The organism is Salinibacter ruber DSM 13855 (assembly GCF_000013045.1).
GTDB lineage: Bacteria > Bacteroidota > Rhodothermia > Rhodothermales > Salinibacteraceae > Salinibacter > Salinibacter ruber.
This window is the reverse complement of record NC_007677.1, coordinates 3,480,340-3,499,115: the sequence shown is the minus strand read 5'-3', so window position 1 is coordinate 3,499,115 and position 18,776 is coordinate 3,480,340. Positions and strand designations below refer to the sequence as shown.

General features: G+C 68.4%; 15 protein-coding genes. 4 read left to right on the top strand and 11 right to left on the bottom strand.

Going from position 1 to position 18,776, the window contains the following annotated elements; all coding sequences use genetic code 11:
* Nucleotides 1-442: 442 nt before the first annotated feature.
* The 9 genes from SRU_RS14820 to SRU_RS14780 all read right to left on the bottom strand — a co-directional run bounded on the left by SRU_RS14820 (nucleotide 443) and on the right by SRU_RS14780 (nucleotide 12,695).
* Complete coding sequence (locus SRU_RS14820) at nucleotides 443-1,948, bottom strand: sensor histidine kinase (RefSeq protein WP_011405534.1); 1,506 nt, start codon at nucleotides 1,946-1,948, stop codon at nucleotides 443-445.
* Complete coding sequence (locus SRU_RS14815; RefSeq protein WP_011405533.1) at nucleotides 1,948-2,691, bottom strand: response regulator transcription factor; 744 nt, start codon at nucleotides 2,689-2,691, stop codon at nucleotides 1,948-1,950. The genes SRU_RS14820 and SRU_RS14815 overlap by 1 nt, the downstream gene beginning before the upstream one ends.
* 217 nt (nucleotides 2,692-2,908) lie before the next feature.
* Nucleotides 2,909-3,280, bottom strand: coding sequence for a high-potential iron-sulfur protein (locus SRU_RS14810; RefSeq protein WP_162713414.1), 372 nt, complete (start codon nucleotides 3,278-3,280; stop codon nucleotides 2,909-2,911).
* Nucleotides 3,281-3,467: 187 nt separating this feature from the next.
* Nucleotides 3,468-3,962, bottom strand: a complete 495-nt coding sequence (locus tag SRU_RS14805; RefSeq protein ID WP_011405531.1) for a hypothetical protein — start codon at nucleotides 3,960-3,962, stop codon at nucleotides 3,468-3,470.
* 56 nt (nucleotides 3,963-4,018) lie between these two features.
* On the bottom strand, nucleotides 4,019-4,357 hold the full coding sequence (locus tag SRU_RS14800; RefSeq protein WP_011405530.1) for a P-II family nitrogen regulator: 339 nt from the start codon (nucleotides 4,355-4,357) through the stop codon (nucleotides 4,019-4,021).
* 28 nt (nucleotides 4,358-4,385) lie between these two features.
* Complete coding sequence (locus tag SRU_RS14795; protein WP_164923715.1) at nucleotides 4,386-7,634, bottom strand: efflux RND transporter permease subunit; 3,249 nt, start codon at nucleotides 7,632-7,634, stop codon at nucleotides 4,386-4,388.
* Nucleotides 7,635-7,708: 74 nt separating this feature from the next.
* Nucleotides 7,709-8,818: an efflux RND transporter periplasmic adaptor subunit gene (locus SRU_RS14790; RefSeq protein ID WP_011405528.1), complete on the bottom strand. Its 1,110-nt coding sequence runs from the start codon at nucleotides 8,816-8,818 to the stop codon at nucleotides 7,709-7,711.
* A 97-nt stretch (nucleotides 8,819-8,915) separates the two neighbouring features.
* Nucleotides 8,916-10,271: a TolC family protein gene (locus tag SRU_RS14785; protein WP_164923714.1), complete on the bottom strand. Its 1,356-nt coding sequence runs from the start codon at nucleotides 10,269-10,271 to the stop codon at nucleotides 8,916-8,918.
* Between the two features lie 579 nt (nucleotides 10,272-10,850).
* On the bottom strand, nucleotides 10,851-12,695 hold the full coding sequence (locus SRU_RS14780) for a methyl-accepting chemotaxis protein (RefSeq protein ID WP_011405526.1): 1,845 nt from the start codon (nucleotides 12,693-12,695) through the stop codon (nucleotides 10,851-10,853).
* 557 nt (nucleotides 12,696-13,252) lie between these two features.
* On the opposite strand from SRU_RS14780, the gene SRU_RS14775 reads away from it, so the two are divergent.
* On the top strand, nucleotides 13,253-13,759 hold the full coding sequence (locus tag SRU_RS14775; RefSeq protein ID WP_237701788.1) for an outer membrane beta-barrel protein: 507 nt from the start codon (nucleotides 13,253-13,255) through the stop codon (nucleotides 13,757-13,759).
* 102 nt (nucleotides 13,760-13,861) lie between these two features.
* On the opposite strand, the gene SRU_RS14770 is transcribed toward SRU_RS14775, so the two are convergent.
* Together SRU_RS14770 and SRU_RS14765 are read right to left on the bottom strand one after the other, a co-directional pair.
* Complete coding sequence (locus tag SRU_RS14770) at nucleotides 13,862-15,676, bottom strand: DUF885 family protein (RefSeq protein ID WP_237701787.1); 1,815 nt, start codon at nucleotides 15,674-15,676, stop codon at nucleotides 13,862-13,864.
* Between the two features lie 147 nt (nucleotides 15,677-15,823).
* Nucleotides 15,824-16,933 carry a methyltransferase domain-containing protein gene (locus SRU_RS14765; protein ID WP_011405523.1) on the bottom strand — a complete coding sequence of 370 codons (1,110 nt, stop codon included), beginning with the start codon at nucleotides 16,931-16,933 and terminating at the stop codon, nucleotides 15,824-15,826.
* Between the two features lie 147 nt (nucleotides 16,934-17,080).
* Between SRU_RS14765 and SRU_RS15610 the strand changes: the two genes are divergently transcribed.
* From SRU_RS15610 to SRU_RS14755, 3 genes are all read left to right on the top strand, one after another.
* On the top strand, nucleotides 17,081-17,458 hold the full coding sequence (locus SRU_RS15610; protein WP_205409652.1) for a hypothetical protein: 378 nt from the start codon (nucleotides 17,081-17,083) through the stop codon (nucleotides 17,456-17,458).
* 100 nt (nucleotides 17,459-17,558) lie between these two features.
* The gene (locus SRU_RS14760; protein ID WP_237701786.1) at nucleotides 17,559-18,113 is read left to right on the top strand and encodes a peroxiredoxin family protein; all 555 of its coding nucleotides are present in this window, start codon (nucleotides 17,559-17,561) and stop codon (nucleotides 18,111-18,113) included.
* 56 nt (nucleotides 18,114-18,169) lie between these two features.
* Nucleotides 18,170-18,763: a TlpA family protein disulfide reductase gene (locus SRU_RS14755; RefSeq protein WP_011405521.1), complete on the top strand. Its 594-nt coding sequence runs from the start codon at nucleotides 18,170-18,172 to the stop codon at nucleotides 18,761-18,763.
* The last annotated feature ends 13 nt before the right edge of the window (nucleotides 18,764-18,776 follow it).

The window sequence follows — 18,776 nt, the reverse complement described above, 5'->3', positions numbered from 1 at the left end:
CGGGTACAGGCGTGTCTTTGAGGCGCACTTCGAGTTCCTGGTGGGACTCGTATTGCAGTCATCTCTCCCAACGGCGCCCTGAAGCGCCGACGCCCGGCCCTCTGGTGGGGGTGCCGGGCGTTTTCTATGTGGCGGCGTGTCTCGTCCGGCGTCGGGGCGCCGAGGGCCAGGAACGCGCACGGATCGCCCCGTCTCTGAGAAAAGGGTTTCGTGAACCGCGGGGCCCCGTCCCGGCCGGAAGCCGGGATGGAATTCTGCGAGTGGAAACGGAGAAGTGAAAGGAACTGGGCAGGTGTGTCCGCCGAACCGACCGGGAGGGTTTTGTAGGTGGGGGCCTCGTTTAGGAGCGTCCGAGTCCTGCCCGTCTCTCCCAAAAGGGCCGCCGCGCGCCAGGCCCCACGTTCGTCCCCCTGCCACGGGCGCAGCCGTTGGGGGAAAGGGGCTACGCGACGTCGGGCACCTGCTTGTGCTCAGGCTCAAGGGAGGGGACGGACGACGAGGGCGCTGGAAGAATGATGGTGACCCGAGTGCCCTCCCCTGGGGTGGAGTCGAGCCGCAGCTCGCCGTCGTGCTCCTCCACGATGCGGCGGATGAGCGAGAGGCCGAGCCCGCTTCCCTGAGCCATGCGGCCGGCCTCGGTGCCCCGGTAGAAGCGCTCCGTCGCCGTGGCGCACTCCTCGTCGGACATGCCCACCCCCGTGTCGGTGCAGGTGAGGCGCGCCTGCCCGTCCGCGGTCGTCCCGACATCGACGCGGACGCCTCCCTCGCGGGTGTACTTGACGGCGTTGTCGAGAAGATTCCGGACCGCCTTCCGGAGCAGGGCTGGCTGCCCGGAGGCGCGGACGGACGCATCGGCGTCGACCGTGAGGGCAAGTCCTTTCTTGTCGGCCGCGGGCTGCACCGCATCCGCCTCGTCGGCGGCGAGGGCGGACAGGTCCACGAGGCTTCGCTCGAAGGCGCCCTCCCGATCGAGGCGGGTCAGCGTTAGCAGGGCGCGGAGCGTCCGCACCAGCCCCCCGAGTTTGCGGTCCAGGAGGCGAAGGGTCTCGCGGTAGCTCTCCGGGGTGCGCTCGCGGCGCAGGGCCAGCTCGACGTGGCCCTGAAGGGCGGTGAGGGGGGTTTGCAGCTCGTGGGCCGCGTTGGCGGTAAATCCCCGCAGGGCCGCCACGTGCTCCTCGATCCGGTCGAGCAGGGCATTGAAGGCGCGGCCCAGCGTCGCGGTCTCGCGGTCGGCGGTGGGCGGGATGTCGACTCGCTCCTCTAGCTCCGCGGAGGTCACCGACCGGGCCACCTCGGTGATGGAGCGGAGCGGGCGGAGCACGCGCCCGGCGGCCCAGGCCACGAGGCCCATCAGCCCGCCCGACAGCAGCAGCCAGAGGCCGCCCAGTGCCGCCCCGAAGCCCCACAGCAGGGAGCGGTGCTCGGGCACGAGACGGGCGACCTGAACGAAGCCCAGTCGGCCGCCGGAGGAGGCCCGCAGGGGCCGGGTGCGGTAGTAGAACGAGCGGCCGCCCAGCGTGAAGGTATGGAGGGAGGGCCAGATCCCCTCCGCATGAACCGGCCGGCGCCGGGCCGGAACGCGTACGGGAAGCGAGTCGATGTTGGCCGACCGGCGCACGAGGCGGCCGTCCGGCGTGAAGACCTGCACGAAAATGGGGTCGACCCGGTCGACTGCCAGGCGGTGGTGGGCCTCGTCCCACGCGTACCGGGACAGGTCCAGTGTGTCCTGACCGCCCACGTCGGCGCGCATCTCATTCACCTCCGTCGCCAGTGCGTCGGTCGCGCTCTGGTGGACGGTCAGGTAGGCCCCGCCCCAGGCGATGGCGGCCAGCACGCCGAGGGCGAGCACGACCGCGGGGCCGATCCGCATCAGCAGGCGCCGCCGAAAGGACGGGCGTTCGTCTGGCGGTGCGTCAGGGGAACCGGGCCGGGAGGGGAAGGCCGTCATCACGAGCTCGCGGAATCGGTGGGGGAGGAGCGGTCGTCGGCGGAGGCGTCTGCCTCTGAGCAGGCGGTGTACCGGTAGCCGATGCCCCGTACGGTTTCAATGGGCGCCTCGCAGCCAACCTCGTCGAGCTTGCGGCGGACGTAGTTCACGTACACGTCGATCAGGTTCGTCCCGCGATCGAAATCATGCCCCCACACCTCCTGGTGGATCGTGTCGCGGCTCAACGCCTGGCCGTGGCGGGCCATGAGGAAGGCCAACAGGTCGAACTCGGTGGGCGTAAGGTCGACTTCTTCGCCGTCGAAGGTGCAGGTGCGGGCCGCCGGGTCGAGCACGAGCGGCCCGTCCTCCACCCGCCCCGGCTCCGAGGGCCGGTCCACGCGGCGCAGGAGGGCCTCGATGCGCGCCAGAAGCTCGTCGAAGGCAAACGGCTTGGGGAGGTAGTCGTCCGCCCCGGCCCGGAGGCCCCGCACCCGGTCCTCCACGGCGTCGAGGGCGGTGAGCATCAGGATCGGCAGCTCGGGGCGGTGCAGGCGCAGGCGCTCGCACACCTCCAGCCCGGACAGATCGGGGAGACGGATGTCCAGCAGCACGAGGTCGATGCCGCCCTGCCGGGCGTAGTCGAGCCCACGCCGGCCGGCCTCGACCCAGCTCACCTCGTACCCCTCTTCGTTGAGCCCCTGCTGCACGAACGAGGCGACGTCGGGCTCGTCCTCGACAAGCAAAAGATGGGGGGCGTCACTCATCGACGGGGCGTGCGGTGGGTGACCTGTAGATGCACTCGTGTTGTACGAGCCCCGTGGTTCGGTCGTGCCGACCCACGCGGCGCCCCCACAGCGGCGTTCTGGGGAACCGTGCCGTATACGGGCCGGAAACGCAGGGGACGGCCCTGCCCCCGGTTCGTGATGGCGGTGGGGGCGGGCGGGCCGTCCCCCCGAAAGGGCAACCGAGCGGGCGCCGGGCCTAGCTCTGTTTGGCCCAGGAGCTGCAGTACCCTTCTCCCGCCACGGGGCCGGGAAAGAGCTGGCATCCGCCACAGCCCGAGCCATACTTCTCCTGCTGGTAGAGCTGGCAGTTCGCGCAGTTCTTGTTTGGTTTGGGGGAGGCTTTCACGTAGTTCAGGGCATTCACCTGCTGCTTGCGCCGCTGTTTTTGGGCGTCCGAGAGGCGCGACAGGTCGGAGCAGTCCGCCGACGCGGTCGCGCTTTCGCTGTCGGTGCCGTCGGCCCCACTTCCGGAGCCGTCGGAGCCGCCCCCGCAGGCCACCAGGAGCGTGCCACTCGCGCCCACGGCCCCGGCGAGGCCGAGCGAGCGAAGAAATTGTCGTCGGGACACAGGGTCTGAGTTTGTATCGGTCACGGGACTGTACGTGGTTGTGAAAGGAGAAAATGCAGATGCAATCCGCAAGATTGTGTACGAGGGGAAAGGGTGTTAGGGGAGCTCTGACGGGCGCTCGTGTGGTGGAATCCCCCCGATTCCGTCGTCCGGCGGGGGCCGTTCGTCGAGGCGGCGCGGCGGCGCCTCACTCGTCGTGCACGTCCGCCCCCGGGCCGTCGGGCGTCCCCACGGTCGTCGGGGCGGCACGGAGCTCAGGGTGGTGCACCTTCCCGCCCAGGTTTGCGGTGTAGGCCATCACGCCGGTCGTGAGCAGGGAGAGCACGAGCACAAGTTGGGCGGCCCACCGCGCGAGTGTGCGTCGAGACCGGCCGTACAGCAGGGCGCCGAGCGAGGCCACGCCCGTCCCGGTGCTTGCGAGGACGGCGTACCAGCCCCACGCCTCGTGCGCCTCGATCGCGTCGTGGGAGACCCCCGCCACGCCTTCGACGATCTCCTCGGCGGGCTCGCCGGTCCAGTACACCGCTACGGCGACAGCCCCGACCCCGACGAGGAGGCCGAGACTGACGTCCCGGACGGGCTCTTGTCTCTGCCAGAGCCCGTAGGCAAGGAGGACGGTGCCGAGGAGTGTGCCGAGGACGGGAATGTGGTTGAGGGCGAGGTGGAGGTGTGCGGCGGTCATGGCAGTCGTGGCGACGAGGATTGGGGGCAGTGTGGGGGCGGGATGCGGAGCGCATCTCAGACGACCGTATCTCCCGTTTGGAGGGTTCGGATGTCCACGGCGTCGGCGACCGGCAGCACGAACACTTTGCCGTCGCCCCGCCGCCCGGTCTGGGCCGCCTCCGCGAGGGCCCGGGTCCAGTCCTCAACCCGGGCGTCCGCGCAGACGACTTCGACCCGCACCATCTCTGCGTAGGGCGTCACCTGGGGCCCGTAGGAGTCCTGCCCGCTCGGCTCGGCCTCCCGCCCGAACCCTTCGACGGGGTGCATGCTGGCGCCGGGCACGCCCATCCGGCGCAGGCGCTCGACGACCTCGTCCTGTTTGACGGGTCGAATGTAGGCGACGATCATCTTCATGGCGGAATGTTGTCTGTGGCAAAGGACGTTAGGCGGTCACGCTGCCCCGAAGCTCGGCCTGATCGCGGGCCTCCACCGCCCGGGCGATTGCCCGCTCGGACTGCGCCTCGGGGTTGAACCAGCCGTAGAGGGTGGGCAGCAGCAGAAGGGTGGAGGGGACGAGCGTGAAGATGCCGCCCACGACCACGGCCGCGAGGGGGCGCTGCACGTTCGCGCCGATGCCGGTGGCGACCAGCAGCGGCAGCAGGCCGAGCAGCGTCGTGAGCGTCGTCATGAGGATGGGGCGCAGGCGCAGGAGCGCGCCCGTTCGCACGGCCTCGGCGAGGGGACGCCCCCGCTCGCGGAGGTTGTCGATAAAGCTCACCATCACCACGCCGTTTTGAACGGCGATCCCGAGCACGGCGATAAAGCCGACCGAGGCCGGCACGCTCATGTAGAGGTCCATCGCCCAGAGCAGGACGACGCCGCCCACGACCGAGGCCGGAATGTTGAGGAAGACGAGCACCGCCTGCCCCAGGGAGTTGAAGGTCATGAACAGGAGCACGAACACGATGGCGAGCGTGATGGGCACGATGAGCAGGAGCCGGTCCTGCGCCCGCTCCTGATTTTCGAACTGGCCGCCCCACTCGGCCAGGTACCCTGCGGGAAGGGCCACCTCGCTCCGGAACGCCTTTTTGGCCTCCGCCACGAAGCTGCCGGCGTCGCGGCCGCTGAGGTTGATGCCCAGGGTCACTTTTCGCTTGCCCTGCTCCCGCGACACCTCTGCCGGCGCCTCCGTAAGCTCAACGGACGCCACGTCCTGCAGCCGAACCCGCGCGCCCTCGGCGGTCGTCAGCGGCAGGGTGCGGATCGACTCGACGGAGCCGCGGGCGGCGGCCTGAAACTTCCCGACGAGGGCAAAGCGCCGGTCCCCCTCCCGGATCGTGCTCAGCTGCTCGCCCCCGATGGCCACGTCGATGGCCCGCTGGATGGTGCCCACGCTGAGGCCGTAGCGGGCGGCCCGGTCGCGGTCGATGTCGACCTCCACGTAGCCGTAGCCGGCAATCTGGGAGGGCAGCACGTCCGCCACGCCCTCGATGTCGGACACCGCGTCGGCGGCCTCCGATTGCAGGCGGCGCAGTGCGTCGAGGTCGTCGCCGAAGATCTTGAGCGCGATCTCGCTCTTGGCCCCACTCACCATCTCGTCGAGGCGCAGCGCGATGGGCTGGGTGAAGGCAAAGTTGGCCCCCGGGATTTGGTTGACGCGGGCCCGCATCGAGTCCACGAGCGCCGCCTTCGAGTCGAATGCCCACGTGTCGCGGGGGGCGAGGCCGACGAACATGTCGGTGAGATTCTGGCCCATCGGGTCGAAGGCGACGGCGGGGCGCCCCGTCTTGCTCACGGCCGTGGTCACCGCCGGGAAGTCTATGAGGGCGCGCTCGACCTTCGTCTGCACCTCGGTGGACGTTTCGAGGGCGGCGTCCGGCTCCAGGGCCACCTGGATGGCCACCGAGCCCTCCTCCAGGTCCGGCGCAAACTCGGTCCCGAGGGTCGAGAAGAGGCCCGCGCCCAGGCCGACCACGACTACGGCGGTGCCCACCGTGGCCCACCGGTGGGTGAGGGCGGCGTCGAGGAGGGGCTCGTACACCGACTGGAGGGCCGCCACCACGCGGGTCTGCGAGTTCGCCGATGCTCCGGGGGAGCCGTCCGCAGGCCGGGTCGGCGCTCCGTTTTCTTGGGGGGATCCGTCGGCCGCGTCGGGCGTCCTGCCTGAATCCCCCACGGAGGCGAGCAGGTACGAGCTCAGGGCAGGGGCCATCGTGAGGGCCAACAGCAGGGCAGCCATGAGCGCAAACGACACCGTAAACGCCATGGGCCGAAACATGCGCCCCTCCATCTGCTGCAGGGTGAAGAGGGGGAGGAAGACCGCCACGACCACGCCCACGGAGAAGGCGATCGGACGCGCCACCTCCCGCCCGGCCCGCACCACGATGAGGCCGATCGACGCGTCCGGGTTCTCCTCGCGGAGACGGTAGATGTTCTCGACCATCACGATGGCCCCGTCCACGAACATCCCGAGGCCGATGGCCAGGCCGCCCAGGCTCATGAGGTTCGCCTTGAACCCGAAGTAGTTCATGAGAATGAACGTGATGAGGGCCGTCATCGGCAGCACGAGGCTCACGATGAGGGCCGAGCGCCAGTCCCCGAGGAAGCCGACGAGGACGAGGAGCACGAGCAGGCCCCCAATCAGCAGGCTCGTCGTGACCGTCGAGATCGCCGCGCTCGTCAGCTCGTTGCGGTTGTAGTACACGTCGACGCCCACACCGGGCGGCAGGGCCTGCTTCAGCTCGTCCATCTTGGCCTGCACACTGTTGACCACCTTCTGGGCGTTGGCCCCGTGGCGCATCATGACGATGCCGACGACCGTCTCCCCCTCGCCGTCGGCGGTGGCGGCGCCGTAGCGCACGGCGTGGCCCACCTCCACGTCGGCCACATCGCTCGTCAGGACCGGCGTCCCGGCCCGGCTGGTGATGACGGTGTTCTCGATGTCTTCCACGACGGTTCCGTCGCCGGCCCCGAGGCGGCCCACCCCCCGGACCACGTACTGCTGGTCGTTGCGGGTGATGTAGCTGCCGCCGACGTTCTGATTGCTTTCCCGCAGCGCCGCGTAGGCCTCGTCGAGCGAGAGGCCGTGGTTCATCAGCTGGTCGGGACGGAACCGCACGTGGTACTGCTTCACGAAGCCGCCGAGCGCGTTGGCCTCCACCACGCCCTCCACCGTGCGGAGCTCGGGGGCGAGGATCCAGTCCTGCATCGTGCGGAGTGCCCGGGCGGAGTAGGACCGCCCGTCGCCCGGCTCGTCGGTGAGGGTGTACTGGTACACCTGGCCCAGGGCCGTCGAGAGCGGCCCCAGCCCCGGCTCGGCCTTCTCCGGCAGGTCCTCCTTCACCTTCGAGAGGCGCTGGGAAACGAGGCGACGGACGAAATACGGGTCCATGTCCTCCTCAAACACGAGCGTGACGACGCTCAGGCCGAACTGGCTCAGCGAGCGGTTGTCCGTCACCCCTTCGAGGTTCGTCATGCCCGTCTCGATGGGGTAGGACACCAGCTTTTCCACCTCAACCGGCGACATGCCCGGCACCCGTGTCAGGATCTGCACCTGGTTGTTCGTAAGCTCCGGATAGGCGTCCACCGGCACCTGCTGCCAGCTGTAGAGGCCCCACCCGACCAGCACAGCCATGAGGAGCAGAACCAGAATCCGATTCTTGACGACGGACGTGACGAGGCGGTCGAACATTGGGGCGTAGCGAGGGTCGGGAGGCGGATGTAGAAGGGGGCGGGGGGAACGGGGGGGGCGTCGTGCCCAGTCGATCACCGCGACTGGTTCAGGGCGCTCACGATCTGGTAGGCACCCTGGGTGACCACCTTCGTCCCGACATCGAGCGACGGAACGGCCACGTCCCCGTCGTTCTCGGCGTCGGCGTCCACGTGGACGCGCCGAAACCGGCGGGGCCCATCGCGGACGAGAACGTAGGCGCCGGAAGCGTCGGTCAGTAGGACGTCGGCGGGGAGGGCGGCCTGCGGGGCGCCCGTCCGCTGCACCTGCACCGAGGCGTACATGCCGGGGCGGAGCGTGCCGTCGGTGTTGTCGAGCACGATCCGTGCGCTGGCCGCCCGGCTCTCGTCGCCGACCTGGGGGATGATCCGGCCGATGGTGCCCTGGTAGCTACGGGGGGCCATCGGGGTGGTGATGGTGGCGGGCTGGCCGGTACGCACCTTATCGAGGGACTGCTCGAAGACGCGGGCCACCACGCGGATCGGCTGTAGGTCGACGATGCGGTAGAGCGTATCGCCCTGCTGCACGGGGGCGCCGAGGACCCCCATCCGGTTCAGGACGATGCCGTCGAGGGGCGCCTCCAGTGGGAGCGTCCGCATGTCCTGGGCGCCGGTCGCGACCTGTTCGATGCGGGCCGGCCGCACCCCGACGGAGCGGAGGCGCTGCCGGGCGGCCTGCCAGTTGCGCTCGGCGGCCCGCACGTTCTTCTCAACGGCCACGCCCCGCTCGTCCAGGCGGCGTTGGCGGTCGAGGTCGCTGCGCGCCTGTCGGAGGTCGGCCACCATCCGGCTCAGGTCCGGGGCGGCCACGTCGGCCACGACCTCGCCCTGCGCCACCCGCGTCCCGGGGCTCACGCGGAGCCGCTCCACCCGTCCATCCACCAGCGACGTCACGAAGGCCTCCTGGTCGGCGGCCGGGCGCACCCGGGCCGGGAGCTCAAGGGTTGTCGTGACCGGGTGCTCCGTGACCTTGACGGTTTCGACGCCGACCTCCTCAAGTTCAGTCTTGCTCAGTGTAATAACGTTTGGGTTGGGGGGCGTCTCCGCCGTGGCGGTGGAGGGCGGCGCGTCGGCCTCTCCGCAGCCGATGAGGAAGAGTGCAGGGGCAAGAACCAGAACGAGTGGGCGAAGGAGGCGGCGGTGCATGTGTGGGAAAGCGGTTTTGGAAGGTGAGTCTGGTCCGCTGAGGGAGGGGCAGCGTCGGTACAGTGCCGGAACGGTGCGAAGGGAAGGCCTTCAGGACTCACAGGTCAGGGGCATGGGGGGAGAGGGCGCCCTCGACGACGATGGGCGCGTCCTGCGGCCCCACGCCCATGGCGGCCTCCAGGTCGTAGAGCGCCCGCAGGTATTTTGCGGTGAGGCGCACACGGAGCAATTTCGTCTGCCGGGCGGCCTCGATGGCGTCCAGCAGCTCGAAGAGGGTCAGCTCGCCCTGCTCGTAGGTGAACAGTGCGTCCTGGAGGTGCTCGTCGGTCTTCCGAAGCGGAGAGTCCGCCGTGTCCTGTAGGCGGTCCCGGTAGCTCCGAAGGCGGTCCAGGGCGTTGCGCACGTCCACCTCTACGGCACGCCGGGTGGCGTCGAGGGCGGCCTCGGCCTGGCTGCGACGACCTTCCTGGGCCGCGACGGCCGTGCGGCCCCCGTCCCAGAGTGGGAGCTCCATCTGGAGGCCGGCCGTAAAGCCGAGGGCCGTGCCGCCCGGGGTCGACAGCTGCTTCGGCCCCGCCGACAGACTTAGGTCCGGATACCGCTGGTAGCGCGTGCGTTCGAGGGCTCGGCGTTCGCGCTCAACCCGCGCACGCCGGGCCCGAAGCCGATCCCGCTGGGCCTCGGCGACCGACAGGGCCGCCTGCGCGTCCACGGCGACCGCCCGGAACGAGAGGGAGTCCACAACCGCGTAGGGGAGCCCCTCCGACTGCGCCGTCCGGCTGGGACGGAGCAGGGCGGCCAGTTCCCGCCGCGCGGCCCGATGCTGCTGTTCCGCGTCGGCCAGGTCGTTCGTGAAGGTCGCCTCGGCGCTCTGGAGGCGCGTGCGCCGGACCGGGCTTAGGTCCCCCTCCTCGTACCGCACGGTGGCGGCCCGGGCGGCCTGCTGCACCGCGTCGGCGTACCGGCGCAGGAGGCGCCGACGGGCGTCCGCGGCCACGACGGCGAGGTAGCGGTGGCGCAGGTCCCGGTAGAGGGCCGTGCGGGTCTCCTGGAGCCGTGCCTTCGCGGCCCGTGTGGCGGCGTCGGCCGACTGCCGCCGGGCGCGCTGCTCGCCCGGGTAGTTGAGGGGCTGGGTGAGGGTCAGGAACCATTCGTCGTCGGCCCCGCCGTTGGGCCGTGGGGTATGCTCGGCGGAGCCCTCCAGGGTCGGGTTGGGAAAGAGGGCCGCGGCCTGCGCCCTCTGTCCGTCGGCCTGGGCCCGAGCACGGGCGGCGCGGAGCTGCGGGTTGTGGTCCAGCAACAGGCGGGTGGCACGCGCGAACGTGAGCGTGTCCGGCCCCCCGGCCGTCTGGGCCTGTGCGACACGAACGACGGGCCCGTCCAAAACGGCGAACGTCCCCAACAGAAGGGCAAGCCCGAGGCCCCAGTGCGTTTTTGGTGGCAGGCAGTGCATGGCGTGGCGACGACTGAACAGGGGGCGGCGGTTGATCTGTCAGTCGTGCCCACGCCTCCTCGGCCGAAGGGATCTTATAGGGCGGTGAGAGACGGGTTAGAGTCCGATTAGAGCCGCGCAGCCGGGGAACGTGCGGGGGCGTCGTCGGCGGGCGCGATGGGCGAACCATCGGGCCCGTCACGCAGACGCGTCGTCACGATCCCGAGGAGAGACGAAGACGTATTCGGGGCAATACGGAGACGCGATACGGGGCCGGCCGGTCGTCGCTTTTCCTCCGCGTTTCGCGGGGCTCGCGCTACGTCCGCGCCTCGCTTCGGGGACGAAGTAGACATGCAAACGAACCTTGCTGATGAGTCACTCCGAGCGTAGCGAAGCGGAGCCGAGACATGAGCGAAGCGACTGATAAAATAAATCTCTTCGACGGTCAGCAGAAGCGGGCGTCAGACCGATGAGTCCCGAAATCAGTGAGTCCCGAAATCAGCATCCTCGCTGAGCCAGAACGATTCTCCGACTCCCGCCTCCCTTCGATCGTCGGTCGTTCAGAATAACGCTTGAATAGACGTATTTATTTGTGTCTATTTAGTCGCCCGTTGAGCTCATCGCGGGGCGTGCCGGGTCGGCGTGTGGACCGGCGGCGGAGGCGTCGTCGGCCCGGTCCTCCGTAGAGTGAGGAGGATGGGCGGGGCGGGTGGACGGGCTCGCGTGGTCGCCCCGTTCAAGCTCAAATTTTTCGACGCTTTCCCGCAGGCGCTGGACGGTCGCCTCCAGGTCGTCCGCCGAATCGGAGACCTGTGTGACACCGGCCGCCGACTCCCGGGCCGCCGTCGAGATGGACTGCACGCTCCGGGCGATCTCGTTGCTGGTGGTGGACTGCTCCTCGGAGGCGGCTGCAATCTCGTCGGCCTTCTGCTGGGCGCGGTCGATGGAGGCGGCCACCTCGTCCAGGGCGCTGTCCGCCTCGCCGGCCAGCTCCAGCCCCTTCTGGGCCCGCTGGCTGCTCTGGTGGGCAGCGCTAACCGCGTCCTCGATCTCGCCGGTCGCCTCCTGAACCATCTGTTCGATTTCGGTCGTGGCCGCGTCGGCCTCCTCCGCCAACTCTCGGACCTCCTCGGCGACCACGGCGAACCCCTGTCCGCTCTGCCCGGCGGCCTCGTCCCCGGCGCGCGCCGCCTCGATCGCCGCGTTTAGGGCGAGGAGATTGGTCTGCCCCGCAATCTCGTCGATCGTGTCGACGATCTGGATGATCTCTTCGCTCGAGTCGCCCACGCTCTCGATGGTGTAGGCCGTGGCCTGGGCCCCCTCGGCGATCTGCCGGATCTGCTGCGTCGCCTCCGCGACGATCTCGCCGCTGCGCTCGGCCTGCTGGGCGGCGTCCCGGGTGGCCTCGGCGGCCCGCTGGACGCTGCGCGCATTTTCGCTAATCGTCTGGTTCATCTGCTCGACGGCCGCGGCCACCTCCTCGGCCTGGGCGGACTGCTGCTCGGCGGCGGTCGCCATCTGCTCGGAGGAGGCGCTGATCTCCTCGGTCGTTCGGGCGGTCTCCTCGGCCGCGTCGCGGACGGAGACAAGGGTCTGCCGGACGCTCTCGACCGCCCGGTTGAACCCGTCGAAGAGATCGCCAATCTCGTCGTCGCGGTCCGTGTCGACGCGAACACTGAGGTCCCCGTCGGCAAACCGGTTCATCGCGTCGAGCATCTCGCTCGTGTGGCTGGCGAGCGCCTCCTTCTGCGCCTGAAGCTCCCGGGTGGCCGCCTCCACCTGCTCCTCAACGGAGTCTTTTTGCTGCTTGAGTCGCTCGGCCATCTCCTCAGTCTCCTGCTTCTGCGCCTTGGCGTCCTCCACGGCGGACTCAGCCCTCCGCAGTGCGCGGCTCTGTTCCTGCTTGAACACCCGCGCGATGAGAAGGACGACGGTGATGAGGCCGACGTAGGAGAAAAAGAGCGACTCGCCGGCCATGGAGTCGGGCATGGGCGTCGGGAAGGCGTAGCCGCTCAGTTCAAGGCCGTAGATGACGGACAGCTCCGCGATGCTCACCACCGTGAGGAGAACGGCAAACCACTGCTCGGTCAGCAGAAGCCCAATCAACGGCGCGACCATGAACCAGGGGGCCGACGTGGACGCAGTTCCCCCGGAGCGAATCGTGAGCAGCGTGATGAGCCCCAGCATCACCACGGCGGTTCCCTTCGCCATGAGGGACGGGGAGGCGCCCTGGCGCAGGGCAATCGGGACCCCCGTCAGGAGGGCCGCCGAGCCCAGAAGCACAGGGATCCCGCTCCAGAATTCCCATCGGTAGTGAGCCCCAGTGTAGGCGAGGCAGGCCCCAATGATGAGAAGCGTGATCGACAGCGTCAGGCGCGCCTTCCGGCGTTGATCAGAATTTTCAGGGAGGGCGTCTGGCAGGAAGAAGTCGAGAAACGCAGTCATCACGTCGCCACAAGGTCATTTCGGTGCATGCAGTACAGGTGAGCCCTCCCAGAACGGATTGGTCCCAGGTTGGCGAAGATTCTCCTCCGAAGCCGTCGACAAATGCAACCGGGGATTTGTGTTAGTCATCGAACGCGGGCGCTGGAATGTTAACCGCCGTGGGGCAAAGCCGGCCCCAGAGAGAATAGAAGTTCTTGCAAGCGAAGTCGCCGTTCTCAGAGAGACACTTCTTATTCAGAGGACAACGACCAGGGAGGCTTCACCTTGATAAAAAGGGCAGCGGGAGATCCTACGTGTGTCTCTGGGCGGAACCACGAAAGACATCCCCGAAGAGGGGCGAGAAGAGCCGGTGCTTTTGATTTACGGTCCTTCGTCTATGGCGGGAAAGGACTAAGAGGATTTTGGTGGAGAGTTTGGGTGTATTTCGGATACCCCGCAAACAGTGGATCAAAATGAACAAAGAGGGGTTTCATGTGTCCTCTTTTTGTCCAGATAGTCGAGGCAAAATAAGACCCTTCATCTTTACTGACCCCGTCAACAACCGTAGCCGATACCCTATGAAACGCTTTGCACCCCTCGTTACTGTCGCCCTCATCCTTGCCGTCGCATTTCCGCTGACCGCGCAGGCGCAGATGGAGTCGAGTTCGGGCTTTGAGATTGGCCCTCGCGTCACCATCGACGTTGGTGACATTGAAGAATTCGCCCTTGGGGGGGATGTCCGGTACGATCTTTCCCAAAACGTGGAGGCGCCGGTGCAGTTGTCCGGAGCCTTTGACTTTTACTTTGCCGACGACCAAGGAGGAACGGACGTATCAATCTACACGATTGACCTGAATGCACACTATATTTTCCCTACCGAAGAGACATTTTCTCCGTATGCCGGGGGCGGAATCGGCATAACGGCCTCAGAGGCGGGGGGCGTCTCCAGTACCGACACGGGACTCAACCTCGTCGGTGGTGTTGAGTTTGACACCGGCACGCTCCAGCCCTTCGTCCAGGGACAGATCACGATTGGGGATCTCGATCGCCTTGGAATCACCGGCGGGCTGCTCTTCGCCCTGTAGGATTTCTCCTCGGTCTAGGTTTGAGACACGCCCCGTCGGGCCAGTCGGGCCGGCGGGGCGTTTTCTGTTGGGGGGCGAGAAACTCGCGGCCTCTGCGGCACGCTACTCCGTCTGCGGAGCCCCGGCGAACCGCCACTGCGGCGCGTAGTCGTTCGGGAGACGCCGTTGCTGGAGCCGGGCGCGCACCAGCTCGACCGGCATGCGCCCGCCCCGCAGAATCCGGTCGTGAAATTCGCGGTTGGACAGGTCGCCGTTCTCGACGAGCTCCTCGTGGAGTGCCCGGAATTGGAGGCCGCCGAGCATGTAGGCGGCCTGGTACAGAGGGGGATACGTGCCGATGATGGAGCGCCGCACCTCCGCCTCCGCGTTGGCCCGCTCGTGCCCGACCTCCCGCACCAGAAAGTCCACGGCCTCCTGCCCCGACATCGTCCCCAGGTGAAAGCGGAGGGAAAAGATGATGCGCGCCGCCCGGTGGTTGCGCCAAAACAGCATTCCAATCCGGTCCTCCGGCGATTGGGGAAAGTCGAGGTCCCAGAGCTGCATCTCCCAGTAGAGAGCCCACCCCTCGCCCCAGAACGGCGTGGAGAACAGGTCACGGTGGGCGTTGTACCGGTCCGTCATGAAGCCCTGGAGGTGGTGCCCCGGAATGAGCTCGTGGTGGACGACCGCCCGGGAAAAGTGCCGGTTGTTGCCCCGAATGCTCATCAGCTTGTTCTCGTGGGACATCTTCTGAGCCGGAAAGGCCACCCGGACGACCTCGCCCCCCAGAAAGTACGGCGCGATGCGTTGCATCTCTGGGGAGAGCATCTGCATGCGCCAGACCTCCTCGGCCATCGGGGGAATCGTTACCAGATCTCGCTCCCGGAGAAAGGACACGGCCTCCTCGGCCAGGTCCCGTGCGAGCGTCGGCTGTTGGCCCGGCTCCACGTGACGGGTCTTCACCGCTTTCAGGGCGGCGCGCCAGTCGTCCCCGTGGCCCATCTCCTGGGCCGCCGCCCGCATCTGCCGCCGGCCCCATTCGAGCTCCTGCTCGGCCAGGGCAATCAGCTCCTTCGGCGAGTACGGAATCATGGCGTGCCGGAGGTCCGTCCTGAGCGCCTCGGCCCCAATCGGGTCCCCAATGAGGGGATCGGCCGCCCCCTCCTCGACGCCTACGATCTCCCGGCGGAGAAACTGTGCGTATGTCTCCAGGTCGTCCTGGACGGCCTCGTACGGGGTCTCGGCCCACCAGGTAAATTTAGGGTGGTAGCCGTCGTAAAACTCATACCACTCCCGCAAATTACCGCGGAGGTCCTTGACGGCGTTGGCCGCCCGGTAGGCGACGACACGCTCCGATTCTGCGTCGATGCTCTGCTCCGAGAGGCGCTCCCGGACGTGTTCGATCGTGTCTCGGAGGGCGGCCAGCGTGTCGGCCGCGGCGCGCGGGTCGAGGGCAGGGTCTGCCCGCCACCGGTAGTAGAGGGCCGTGATCGTGGAGGCGAAGGGCAGGTATCGCTCCATCTCGGCGTGGCGGCGCTCCGTCCGGTCCAGCCGGTGCAGCGCCCCCTGGATCTCGTTTTGGAGAAGCACGTGGTCGATGCGTCCCTCTACGCCGAGCCGATCGAAGCGGACGGCGTCCAGCTCGTCGCGCCACCGGGTGTAAAACGTCCGCATCCGCGCCCAGCGCTCCGGCCCCGCGGCGTCGTAGCGGCGGCGAAGGGCCGCGCGGTCCTCGGCGAACCGCTCGACGACCGGAATCATCGCGCTGGAGTCGCTCCGGAGAAGGGCGTCTACCGCCGGGGGCGAGGCGGGCTGTGCCGGGGAGGCCTGTGGGGCCACTAGGCCCGCCATCAGTAGCAGGCCGACGGCCAGGAAGGCAGTGTGAGCGCTACTGGGGCGGGCCGGCGTCCGGCCGTGGGACGAAACGAGAAGAGACACGGGGGAGAGGTGCAGGTGCATGGAAGCGAGCCGGTGCGGAGTACGCTGACGATTTTTGGGAGGGGCGCCGGTGGGCGCCAGGACCGAGCCGAGCACGGCGGGTCTTGATGAGGCCGGCTACGCGGCCCTAGTGGGGGCACGGCCGGCCTACAGGCGTTCGAGCACGAAGACGTACGGATACAGCCCCCCGATCTCGATGGCCCGCACGTGACGACTCGCGAACTGCTCGGACTCGTCGAGGACCGTATTGAAGGGGCCCTGCCGCAGCACCAGCATCACCACGAGGCCGCCGGGCCGCAGGACCGCCCCCATCTGTCCCAGGACGCGCCGGTAGAAGGGATAGAAGTCCATGCTGCTGGCCATGCGCACGCCGAAGGGGGGATTGGTGACGATCAGGTCGGCCGTCACGTCCGCGAACGTCTCGTCGAGGTGCCATACGTCGCCCTTCCGAATCGCAATGCGGTCGCTCAGGCCCGCCAGGTCGACGTTCGTGCGGGCGCCCGACACGGCCTCCTCGTTCCAGTCGCTGCCGTAACACTGCGTGTCGGCCCACAGGTCGGCGGCCTCCAGCAGGATGGTGCTGGAGCCGCAGAAGGGGTCGAGCAGCGTGTTTGGGGGGGCGTCGAGGTGGGCGAGGCGGAGGAGGGCGTAGGCCACGTTCGCCTTGAGGGCGGCCCGGGGCTGATAGCCCTCCAGCTGCCGGCGGCTCAGGGCTTCGCGGGTGTGCTGTACGCTCACGAGGCACTGGTCGTCGCGCACGTCCACCCGCACCTCCACGTCGTAGTCCTCCAGGTCGACGGACGCGTCGTAGCGGGCGTCGAGGGCCCCGCCGGCCCGCGTCTGCACGTCGACGCTCGTGAAGTCGTGCTCGCCCTGTCGTACCGACGAGGCGCGGAAGGTGTCCGCGGTCTCCATCGCCTCCACGTCGAGCGTCGTCACCGTATCGTGGATCGTCTGGAGGGCGTCCTCTCCGTCCGCAGGGAGCGTGAACGTGTAGAGGGGCGCCAGCACATGGTGCACCGAGCGCATCCGGCGGGCCACGTCGAGGGCGTCGTCGGGGGCCGCGTCGACCTCCACGAGGGCGTAGCTCTGCAGGCCGAAGGGGGCGTCGTCGGTGTTGGTCACGTTGAGGCCCGCAGCCGCCGCCCGCTCCCGAAACTCGTCCACGACCACGTCCTCCAGTCCCATGTTGACGGTGAACAGGAGCGGCGTACGGTCCGACGAACGGAGCGAGGTGACCAGCGAGGGCGACGGCATAGGAAAGAGGGGACTTGGTATGGCGGACCGAGGGCGGTCCTACCGGGCTGGGCAGGGTGGAGTTCAGGGACACGCAGGGCCGACGGAGGAACTCGATCTGTGAACCAAAGGTTTGTCTAGCACCTCGTACCAATCGCCTCCACTGCCATGCATCGCCTCCGGTCGTCCAGTACCATGGGCCGCTGGGCCGTCGCCCTTGGCCTCATTTTGGTTGTGGGCCCCCTGGCGCAGGCCGTTACGCCGTGCCGCGGGGCTGGGGGAGGTGCCGACGGGGCATCGGCGCCCGTCGTAACGACCGCCGCGTCGAACGCGCAGTGGTCCTGTTCGGCGACGGACGCCGGGGCAATGGTTCGTGCGGTGTCGTCGGAGTGGTCAACGAATTCGCTCGACGGCCCGTCGGGGGGCGAGGCGATTGGAGATGCCTCCGCCGAGCTTCCCCCCGTCCGCCTGGATGCGCAGCGGCCCCCGTCACCGCCCATCTCGCCAACGCTGGACGCCTTGCGTCCGGTCGTCCTCCAAATTTAGTCGTCTCCGTCCGCCCTCCGCTGGCGCCGGAGGGTCGTTCGCCGGCCGCCCGGTCGGCTCGTTCTTGGTTCGATTCTTTGGAGACGACTCCTGTATCCCCATGCTATCTTTTTCTTTTCCCAACTGGGTGGGCTCGTTCGCAGCGGGGCTGCTCGTCGTCGGGGGGCTCGTGGCCCTCGTGATGGCCGAACAGCCCGCCTCGCCTGCCCAAACGACGGGGGGCGACACCGCACAGGACGCCCCCGATTTCTCGCTGAACACCCTGGACGGTGGGACCTTTCGCCTCGACGACCAGCGCGGCGACGTGGTGGTGCTCAACTTCTGGGCGACCTGGTGCCCGCCGTGCCGGCGCGAAATTCCGGACTTCGTGTCGCTGCAGAACGACCTCGGCGACCGGGGCCTCCAGTTCGTGGGCGTGGCCCTCGAACGGAGCGCCGGCCCCGAAGAGGTACGGGCCTTCGCCGACAAGATGAACATCAACTACCCGATTGGGCTGGGTGACGGCTCCATCGCGGAGAAGTACGGCGGGGTGCGGGGCCTGCCCGTGACGTTCGTGATCGGGCCCGAGGGAACGATCCGCAAGCACATTCCGGGCATGACCACCGAGGACCGGATCCGTCCCTTGCTGGAGGCCCTCCTGCGGGAACGGTCGTAGCCGCGCCTCCGCCCGCCCCTCGATGCCCGCGCACCGACCCCCCCGGATTCGCCCGTATGCCGGATTCCGATCGCGACCGCTCCCCGTGGCACATCGTCTGGACCTACGTCAGGGCCTACTGGCACTGGCCCGTGCTCCTGGTGATGGGGATCTACGTCTATCAGCAGTACATGCCGAGCATTGAGCTGGCCGCGGAGGGACGCCCGGCCCCGACGGTGGCGGCCGAGACGCTGGAGGGCGATCGCTTTCGGCTTGAGGACCACCGCGGGGCGGTCGTGGTGGTGAACGTGTGGGCCACCTGGTGCCCGCCGTGCCGCGTGGAGATGCCCGGCTTCGTGGACCTGCAGCGCGAGTTTGAGGACGCGGGCGTGCAGTTCGTCGGGATTGCGGTGGACCGGGGCGGGGCGGAGGCGGTGCGCCCCTTCGTGGAGGAAAAGGGCGTCAACTTCCCACAGATCGTCGATCCCGGACTGGCCGCCCGTCACTTTCCCGGCGAGGCGGTGCCGCGCACCTACCTGATCGACAAGCAGGGCCGCATCCGGTACGAGCACAGCGGCGTGATCCTCAAATGGGCGCTCGACGACGCGCTGGAGAGGCTGGTGGACGAGTCAATGCGATCAGACCTCAAGCAGTCTCGATTGCGACGGTAGGTACGAGAGGAGT